The organism is Psychromonas arctica (assembly GCF_036697365.1).
Lineage (GTDB): Bacteria > Pseudomonadota > Gammaproteobacteria > Enterobacterales > Psychromonadaceae > Psychromonas > Psychromonas arctica_A.
The window spans coordinates 1-8,100 of record NZ_JBAHZA010000029.1; the positions used below are offsets into that span (position 1 = coordinate 1).

Below are 8,100 nucleotides of genomic sequence, written 5' to 3' on the forward strand. Positions count from 1 at the left end.
AACTCTTGACCGCTATTGACTAATTCCGCGCCCGCTTGGGTTAACACCACCGCACCATCAACTAATGCATAGTTAACGGTATCGCTTAAGGTGACCGTCACCTCGTCACCGTCTTCATCGAAGGTATCGAATGTTGCAACTTCAGCACCTTCAACGGCACTACCATCGTCTTCAGTAAAGTCGTTACTTACTAGATTAATAATTTCTGGTGCGTCATTAACGATATCTACGCTTGGATCAACATTTACCGTCTCCCCATCTGTCGTGCCATCGCTTGGAATCAAGGTAAACGCTGGTAACTCTTGACCACTGTTGACTAGTTCAGCACCCGCTTGGGTTAATACCACCGCACCATCAACTAATGTATAGTTGACGGTGTCGCTTAAGGTTACAGTGACATCGTCACCTTCTTCATCGAAAGTATCGAATGTGGCAACTACGGCCCCCTCAACTGCGCTATTATCATCTTCTGTAAAGTCTGTTGAACTTGTAATTATTAAACTAGGAGCATCATTTACAGCAGTTACACTTGGATCTACGGATACAGTGACACCATTTATTGCACCATCACTTGGTGTTAAAGTGTAAGCAGGTAACTCCTGCCCACTATTTACTAAAGCAACCCCAGCTTCTGTCAATACAACTGTATTTCCGACAATTTCGTAGTTAACAGTATCACTTAAAATAACGATAACTTCGTCGCCATCTGCATCTGCAATATCGAATAATGATACGACAGCACCTTCTGTTGCACTGCCATCATCTTCAATAAAGTCATTACTACTAATTATTGTTAAAGTAGGCGGTGTATTGATTGCCGTTGCGTTTGAATTCTCATCAGTATAAACAGGAAAAGTAGCATCATCATCAAAGCCTGATGTTTCAAAGTCAGTTGTAGCGATAGTCTCTTCGCCATCTCTACCAAAATCTACTAAAGTAAAGCCGCCACCCGACTCTTCACCAGCTGCAGTTTCAATATCTAAATCTAAAACTTCTTCACCAAGCGCCAGTATCGCTTCAAGATCATCAACAGCAACTTCATTTAACTGATTAGTCTCAGAAGCATTAATATTTTCTACTTCTGCTTGTAATTGTTCACTACCATCTAATTCAGGTAAAATTTCAGCAGCTTCTAATGGCTCTCCAGTCAAGTTTAATTGCTCTTCGGTTAACTCAACTTCAGACTCACTGCTTATACTTGCTGGTTTATTTTGTTCGGCCATGATGATTTTCCTACTTTTAAATTCTGATAGTTATGTACGGTACACTGAGCAATAGGATCAAGAATAAAACTAAAAGTTTACACCTCGAAAGTAATAATAATAGTTAAAGGTCGCGAAATAGTAAATTTGATTATTAGTTAACCTTTAACTTAAACACAAAAATAACATTAATTACGATTCTTGGGCTTGTTATGACGGTAAGTAAGGCTAATTAGTGATTTAAATAGAAGATTTAATTGACAAAAGTCAGATGAATTATACAACAGTAAAATGGGATACTTTTTACTGTTATATAATACTAATTACGCGACTTAACGTAATTAGTATAAATAAATTTCATTTTGGAGGGAGCTTTATACCTATTATATTAAGTCTACAAGAACAGCGATTTTATTGAACATTATTCGCGCACCTATAACCGATTAACCAATATTAGGTCCTAACCATCGCTCTGCAGTTTGAAGATCCCAGCCTTTACGCTGAGCATAATCCTCAACTTGATCTTGTTGAATGCCAGCAATAGCAAAGTAACGACTCTCTGGGTGAGAAAAAATCCAACCTGAAACAGCTGCACCAGGGTACATTGCATAACTTGATGTAAGCTGCATTCCTATCTCTTCTTCTACTTTCATCAAATCCCAAATAACTGCTTTTTCACTATGCTCAGGACAAGCAGGGTAACCAGGGGCAGGACGAATACCTTGGTATTTTTCTCGGATTAAATCATCATTATTTAAAGTTTCATCGGCCGCAAAGCCCCAGTACTCTTTACGTGTTTTCTGATGTAGATACTCAGCAAAAGCCTCAGCTAAGCGGTCACATACAGCTTGGACTAAAATCGCATTATAATCATCATTCTCTGCTTTATAACGATCAGCAACTTCTCGCTCACCAATCCCGCCTGTTACCGCAAAGGCTGCAATATAATCAGCCACACCCGTTGATTTAGGTGCAACATAATCAGCTAATGAGTGGTTAACAAAAGGTGCTTTTTTCTCTGTCTGCTGACGTAATTGGTTGCTGACCTGTAATACAGTTGAACGTGTTTCATCACTGTAAATTTCAATATCATCGCCAACACTGTTCGCTGGGAAAATCCCTACGATACCTGATGCACTGATTTCTCCAGCTGCTTCTACTGTATCTAACATGTTTAATGCATCAGCAAATAAGCGAGTTGCCTCTTCACCAACAACTTCATCTTTTAATATACGCGGGTATTTACCAGCTAACCCCCAAGTCATAAAGAATGGTGTCCAATCAATATATTCACGTAACACATTAATCGACATATTTTTAATCACCTGTACACCTAACTGATTAGGCACTTTGGGTTGGTAGTTACCCCAATCGAGTTTGGCTGCATTAGCACGCGCTTGCGCCAATCCAATAGGCGCACTACGTGGGCGTTTATTCGCATGTTGCTCACGTACACGCTGATAATCTTGATTCAGTTTTTCTACGAATTCTGGTTTATGTTTTGGGTTTAATAGTTTTTGACAAACACCCACGGCCCGAGAAGCGTTAGAAACATAAACCACAGGCTCATCGTAGTTTTGTTCTATTTTCACGGCAGTATGTGCTTTAGAAGTTGTTGCGCCACCAATCAATAATGGTAACTTCAAACCTTGACGTTGCATCTCTTTAGCAACATATACCATCTCATCTAGTGAAGGCGTGATCAAACCAGATAAACCAATGAGATCAGCTTTTTCAGCAATCGCAGTTTTAATAATAGTTTCAGTCGGTACCATTACTCCAAGGTCAACAATCTCATAGTTATTACATTGCAAAATAACCCCAACAATGTTTTTACCAATATCATGAACATCACCTTTTACCGTTGCCATTACTACCTTACCATTGGTAGCACCCACAGCTTTAGTCGCTTCAATAAATGGATTCAAATAAGCAACTGCTTGTTTCATTACACGTGCTGATTTAACCACCTGTGGTAAAAACATTTTACCTTCACCGAATAAATCACCTACGATATTCATGCCATCCATTAACGGCCCTTCAATCACTTCAATGGGCATATCAACGGCTTGACGAGCTAATTCGGTGTCTTCTTCAATAAACTCAGTGATACCTTTTACTAAAGCATGTGCGATACGTTCATTAACAGGTAAACCACGCCATTCTAGTGCTTTACTATCATCAATTTTTGCAGCACCGTCACCGCGGTATTTTTCAGCAATATCTAGTAATGCATCGGTCGCATTAGGATTACGGTTTAAAACAACGTCTTCCACTGCATCTTTTAGTTCTTTAGGAATATCATCATAAATCGCTAATTGGGCTGCATTAACAATCCCCATGTCCATGCCATTTTGGAAACAGTAATACAGGAACACTGCATGGATAGCTTCACGTACTGGGTTATTACCTCGGAATGAGAAAGATACGTTAGAAACACCACCAGAAATCATCGCATGTGGTAGGTTATCTTTAATGTCTTTTACCGCATCAATAAAATCAACGGCATAGTTATTATGCTCTTCAATACCAGTTGCAACGGCAAAAATATTAGGGTCAAAGATGATATCTTCAGGCGGGAAACCCACTTGATTAACAAGAATATCGTAAGAACGTTTACATATTTCATATTTACGTTCACGTGTATCCGCCTGACCAACTTCATCAAAGGCCATTACAATCACAGCAAAACCATAACGACGAATTAACTTGGCTTGATGGATAAAGTTATCAACTCCTTCTTTCATACTGATAGAGTTAACAATACCTTTACCCTGCACACATTTAAGACCCTCTTCTAAAATTTCCCACTTAGAAGAATCCACCATGATTGGAACACGTGATATATCAGGCTCTGATGCACATAAGTTTAAGAAGCGCTTCATCGCAAATAATGAATCAAGCATCGCTTCATCCATATTGATATCGATAATATCAGCACCAGCTTCAACTTGATGTAATGCTACCTCAAGGGCTTCATCGTATAATTCGTCTTTAATCAAACGCTTAAAACGCGCAGAACCAGTAACATTAGTTCGCTCACCTACATTTTGAAAAAGAGAGTCCGCACGAATTGTTAATGCTTCTAAACCACTTAAACGACAAGCTACTTCAATCTCAGGTAACTCACGAGGTTTAACACCAGCAACAGCATCCGCCATCGCTTTAATATGCGCAGGAGTAGTTCCACAACAACCGCCCACTAAATTAAGAAAGCCGCTTTCAGCCCACTCTTTTATATGAGTTGCCATTTCATCGGCTTCTAAATCATATTCACCGAAAGCGTTAGGCAAACCCGCATTAGGATGAGCGGAAACATAAGTTTCTGAAATTCGTGACATCTCTTGTACATATTGACGTAACTCGTCAGGACCTAAAGCACAATTCAAACCAAAAGTCAGTGGCTCTGCATGACGCAATGAGTTGTAGAAAGCTTCTGTCGTTTGTCCTGATAACGTACGACCAGATGCATCGGTAATTGTGCCCGAAATCATTACAGGGAGCTTATAACCGAGTTCTTCAAATACCGTTTCTACCGCAAAAACGGCAGCTTTGGCGTTTAACGTATCAAAGATGGTTTCAATCAGGATTAAATCACTGCCGCCTTTAATCAATGCTTTGGTAGATTCGATGTAAGCTGTGACTAACTCATCAAAGGTAACATTACGAAAAGCAGGATCATTAACATCAGGAGAGATAGAACAAGTACGATTAGTTGGACCCAACACACCAGCAACAAAGCGAGGACGGTCAGGAGTCTCATCGGTTTTTTCATCGGCGACACGACGCGCAATGCGTGCAGCTTCGTAGTTTATTTCAGCAGAGATGGATTCCATCTCATAATCGGCCATAGCGATAGTCGTTGCGTTAAAGGTATTAGTTTCAAGGATATCTGCGCCAGCATCCAAATACTCTCGATGAATATTAGCAATCACTTCGGGTTGAGTAAGTACTAATAAGTCATTATTACCTTTTAAATCACAACTCCACTCTTTAAAGCGTTCGCCACGAAAGTCAGATTCTTCAAATTTCTGATCTTGGATCATGGTTCCCATACCACCATCTATCAGAAGAATGTGCTTTTCTAATTGCGCTTTTATTATCGCACTACGATCACTTGCCGACATAGAGTTCCCTGCTGCTTTATTTAGAATAAAAAATGAGAGCGAATAATAGCATAAAAGTTAAGCTCATAATCTTTCAAAGGCATTTCTATCTTGAAATATTCTGTTATAAATTATGAATTTTTTGATAGTTGTTAACTCGATAAAACACAAAACAGCGATATAAATGAATATTCTTCATGTTGTGGATGTATCAATCGATAAGGTATTGCAAGTAATAAAACAGATGAGATAACTAAATTCCGGTAAGTAATTGCAGCTAAATAGATATTAAAGGAATAAAAAAGCGAGCCATCAAGTAGCTCGCTTTTGTGTAATAAAGAACGGTTGAATTGTAGCTGTTTCTAAACAGTTATTTGATAAACTGTATTTAAACCAAAACTTACAATTAATATGTTAAAAGCAAATGTAAGTAACGCCCGTTGGCAATGCGTTTAGCAATTAATGAAACGCCTAGCACTGACATCCGCTTTTAAGCAAACTATAAAAACTAATAATAATCAAACCTCCAGTGTCAATGAGTACAACCGGTATCAATCAAATCAAAACCAACTTAGTTGCTCTGCGAGCGGGTGAGTATTTATATTAATAACTCAATAATAGTTGATTGTTCATGCACCGGTACGAATAATAAGAAAAAATAACTGTACCTCCATAATATATTGATTAAATTATAAAATTTATTTATTAACGTATTTAAAAAGTCTGTTGTGATAAACAAACTCTCTTTATAAACCTATTTTCCTTAATTAATTTTGTAATAACTATTGTTGCTACAAGAGTAATTTCCTTACTCATAAATAAGTATAGAAAGTGATTTCAGTTTCGCTAGTTTTTTAATAAAAAAATTTATAAAAAAACCAAAATACTATGTTTAAAGCTAATTTAATCACATTATCACTAGGTTAAATCAGTCAAATCATAAGGTGTTACCTGGTAAACACAATAGTTTAACCAGTTGCTATATAGTAAGTTACCATGACTTCGCCAAATAGCACGTGGAGGCAGATTTTCATCATCTTGAGGGTAGTAGTTAATTGGCAATTCAGGCTCTAAATCTTCTTCTAAATCTCTCAAGTATTCATTATGTAAAGTTGTCGCATCATATTCAGGGTGTCCTGTAATATAAACTTGGCGACAATCAGGGCTAGCGGCTAAATAAACTCCTGCTTCCTCCTCATCTGCGAACACAGTAAGATCAGTTTTTTCTTTAATCTTGTCACTATCGAATTCTGCATATCGCGATAATGGAGCCCAAAACTCATCATCAAACCCACGTACTAGAGGATGTTGATGGTGGTGTGTTTTATGTGGATAGATGCCTGATAATTTTTCATCACGAGTCACTTTGTCTAAATCGTAAAATATTTTTAAAGCTGCTTGTGCGGCCCAACATAAAAATAATGTTGAAGTGACATTATGGCGAGACCATTCAACAATTTCAGTGAATTTTTCCCAGTAATAAACATTTTCAAAAGGGATAGTGCCTAGCGGTGCACCTGTAATAATAAAACCATCCCATTTTTGTTCTTTGATACGTTCAAAATCCCCATAAAACTTATCTAAATGCTTCTGTGGCGTATTCCGGCTTGCTCGTGCATCAACTCGTAACAGCTCTATATCAACTTGCAAAGGAGTATTAGACAATAAACGCATCAACTGCGTTTCTGTTTCAATTTTTTTCGGCATTAAGTTTAAAATTAATACGCGTAGTGGACGGATATTTTGGTGGCTTGCACGTGTCTCAGACATCGTAAAGATGTTCTCAGATTTTAAAATACTCGATGCAGGTAAATCGTCTGGAATACGAATTGGCATATTAGCTTCCTCTACAAATAAACGTTTAGATGTCTAGAAGTCTAACACCATAATAAAATTTAGACACTATTATTTATAATTTCTATTTATTAGACTAAAAGTTTCTTTCTGTTTATTCATATAAAACAACAGGTTTAGTTAAAATCCAACACTATACTGGACAAATCCAGTGCATCAGCTCCCTTTATTGAGCGACTATTCTAGTATCTGCCTAATGCTTTCGTTAGACTGCCTACATTAATCAATAATATGAAAGGAATGACTATGTTAGAAACTAAAACGCTGATTGCAGACTTGAACAACCCTCAACATGCTAAAGCATACCTTAGTTTAATGTCGCACTATGCCAGCGATCCTATGGGTGGCGGTAAGGATATTAGTGATTATGCTAAACAAAATTTAGTGCCTAGCTTAATGAAGCGAACGGACGTATTCATTGTATTAATTTTTGATGGGGAAACCCCTGCTGCTTTGTTAACAGCCATTGAAGGTTTTTCTACTTTCGCCTGTAAACCATTGTTTAATATACATGATGTAGTAGTTCATTCTGACTACAGAGGTAACGGGTTAACTAAACACTTATTTGAAAGAATTGAAGAATTAGCGAAGTTTCGTGAGTGTTGTAAAATCACACTTGAAGTTTTGAGTGGTAATGAAGTCGCTTGTAAAGCTTATGAAGCATTAGGGTTTTCGGATTATCAGTTAGACCCTGAGTTTGGTAGTGCTTTGTTTTGGACAAAAACACTATAAATATTAATTAGTAACCATTAGCAATTGTTAATGGTTACAGTCTATTAAGCCATTATTGATTTAATTTTCTTTCCTGATAGCTAGCTTGAATCTTTTTAATATCTTCGACCATTAAATCCATATTCACATGGTTAATACCTTGCGCATTACGAGCAGCTTTAAAGGTAGCATGAAACTCACCATCTGGGTTAATCAGTACAATAGAA

General features: G+C 37.6%; 4 protein-coding genes. 1 reads left to right on the forward strand and 3 read right to left on the reverse strand.

The genetic code is table 11. The features are described from left to right. The 3 genes from V5290_RS17030 to metA form a co-directional block, all read right to left on the reverse strand. Positions 1-1,223 (reverse strand): hypothetical protein (locus V5290_RS17030; RefSeq protein ID WP_333388627.1); only part of this gene is annotated, 1,223 nt, incomplete at its 3' end. Between the two features lie 422 nt (positions 1,224-1,645). Further along, entirely contained in the window at positions 1,646-5,329 is a 3,684-nt protein-coding gene (gene metH / locus V5290_RS17035; RefSeq protein WP_333388630.1) for a methionine synthase, read from the reverse strand. 897 nt (positions 5,330-6,226) lie between these two features. Further along, positions 6,227-7,144, reverse strand: coding sequence for a homoserine O-acetyltransferase MetA (metA, locus tag V5290_RS17040; protein WP_333388633.1), 918 nt, complete (start codon positions 7,142-7,144; stop codon positions 6,227-6,229). A 264-nt stretch (positions 7,145-7,408) separates the two neighbouring features. Between metA and V5290_RS17045 the strand changes: the two genes are divergently transcribed. Further along, positions 7,409-7,894 carry a GNAT family N-acetyltransferase gene (locus V5290_RS17045; protein WP_333388636.1) on the forward strand — a complete coding sequence of 162 codons (486 nt, stop codon included), beginning with the start codon at positions 7,409-7,411 and terminating at the stop codon, positions 7,892-7,894. Positions 7,895-8,100 lie beyond the last annotated feature (206 nt).

What these genes read in the sequence shown, in the direction of transcription:
- V5290_RS17045 (WP_333388636.1), top strand. Translation starts at nt 7,409, where the DNA reads ATGTTAGAAACTAAAACGCTGATTGCAGACTTGAACAACCCTCAACAT.
- metH (WP_333388630.1), bottom strand. Translation starts at nt 5,329, where the DNA reads ATGTCGGCAAGTGATCGTAGTGCGATAATAAAAGCGCAATTAGAAAAG.
- metA (WP_333388633.1), bottom strand. Translation starts at nt 7,144, where the DNA reads ATGCCAATTCGTATTCCAGACGATTTACCTGCATCGAGTATTTTAAAA.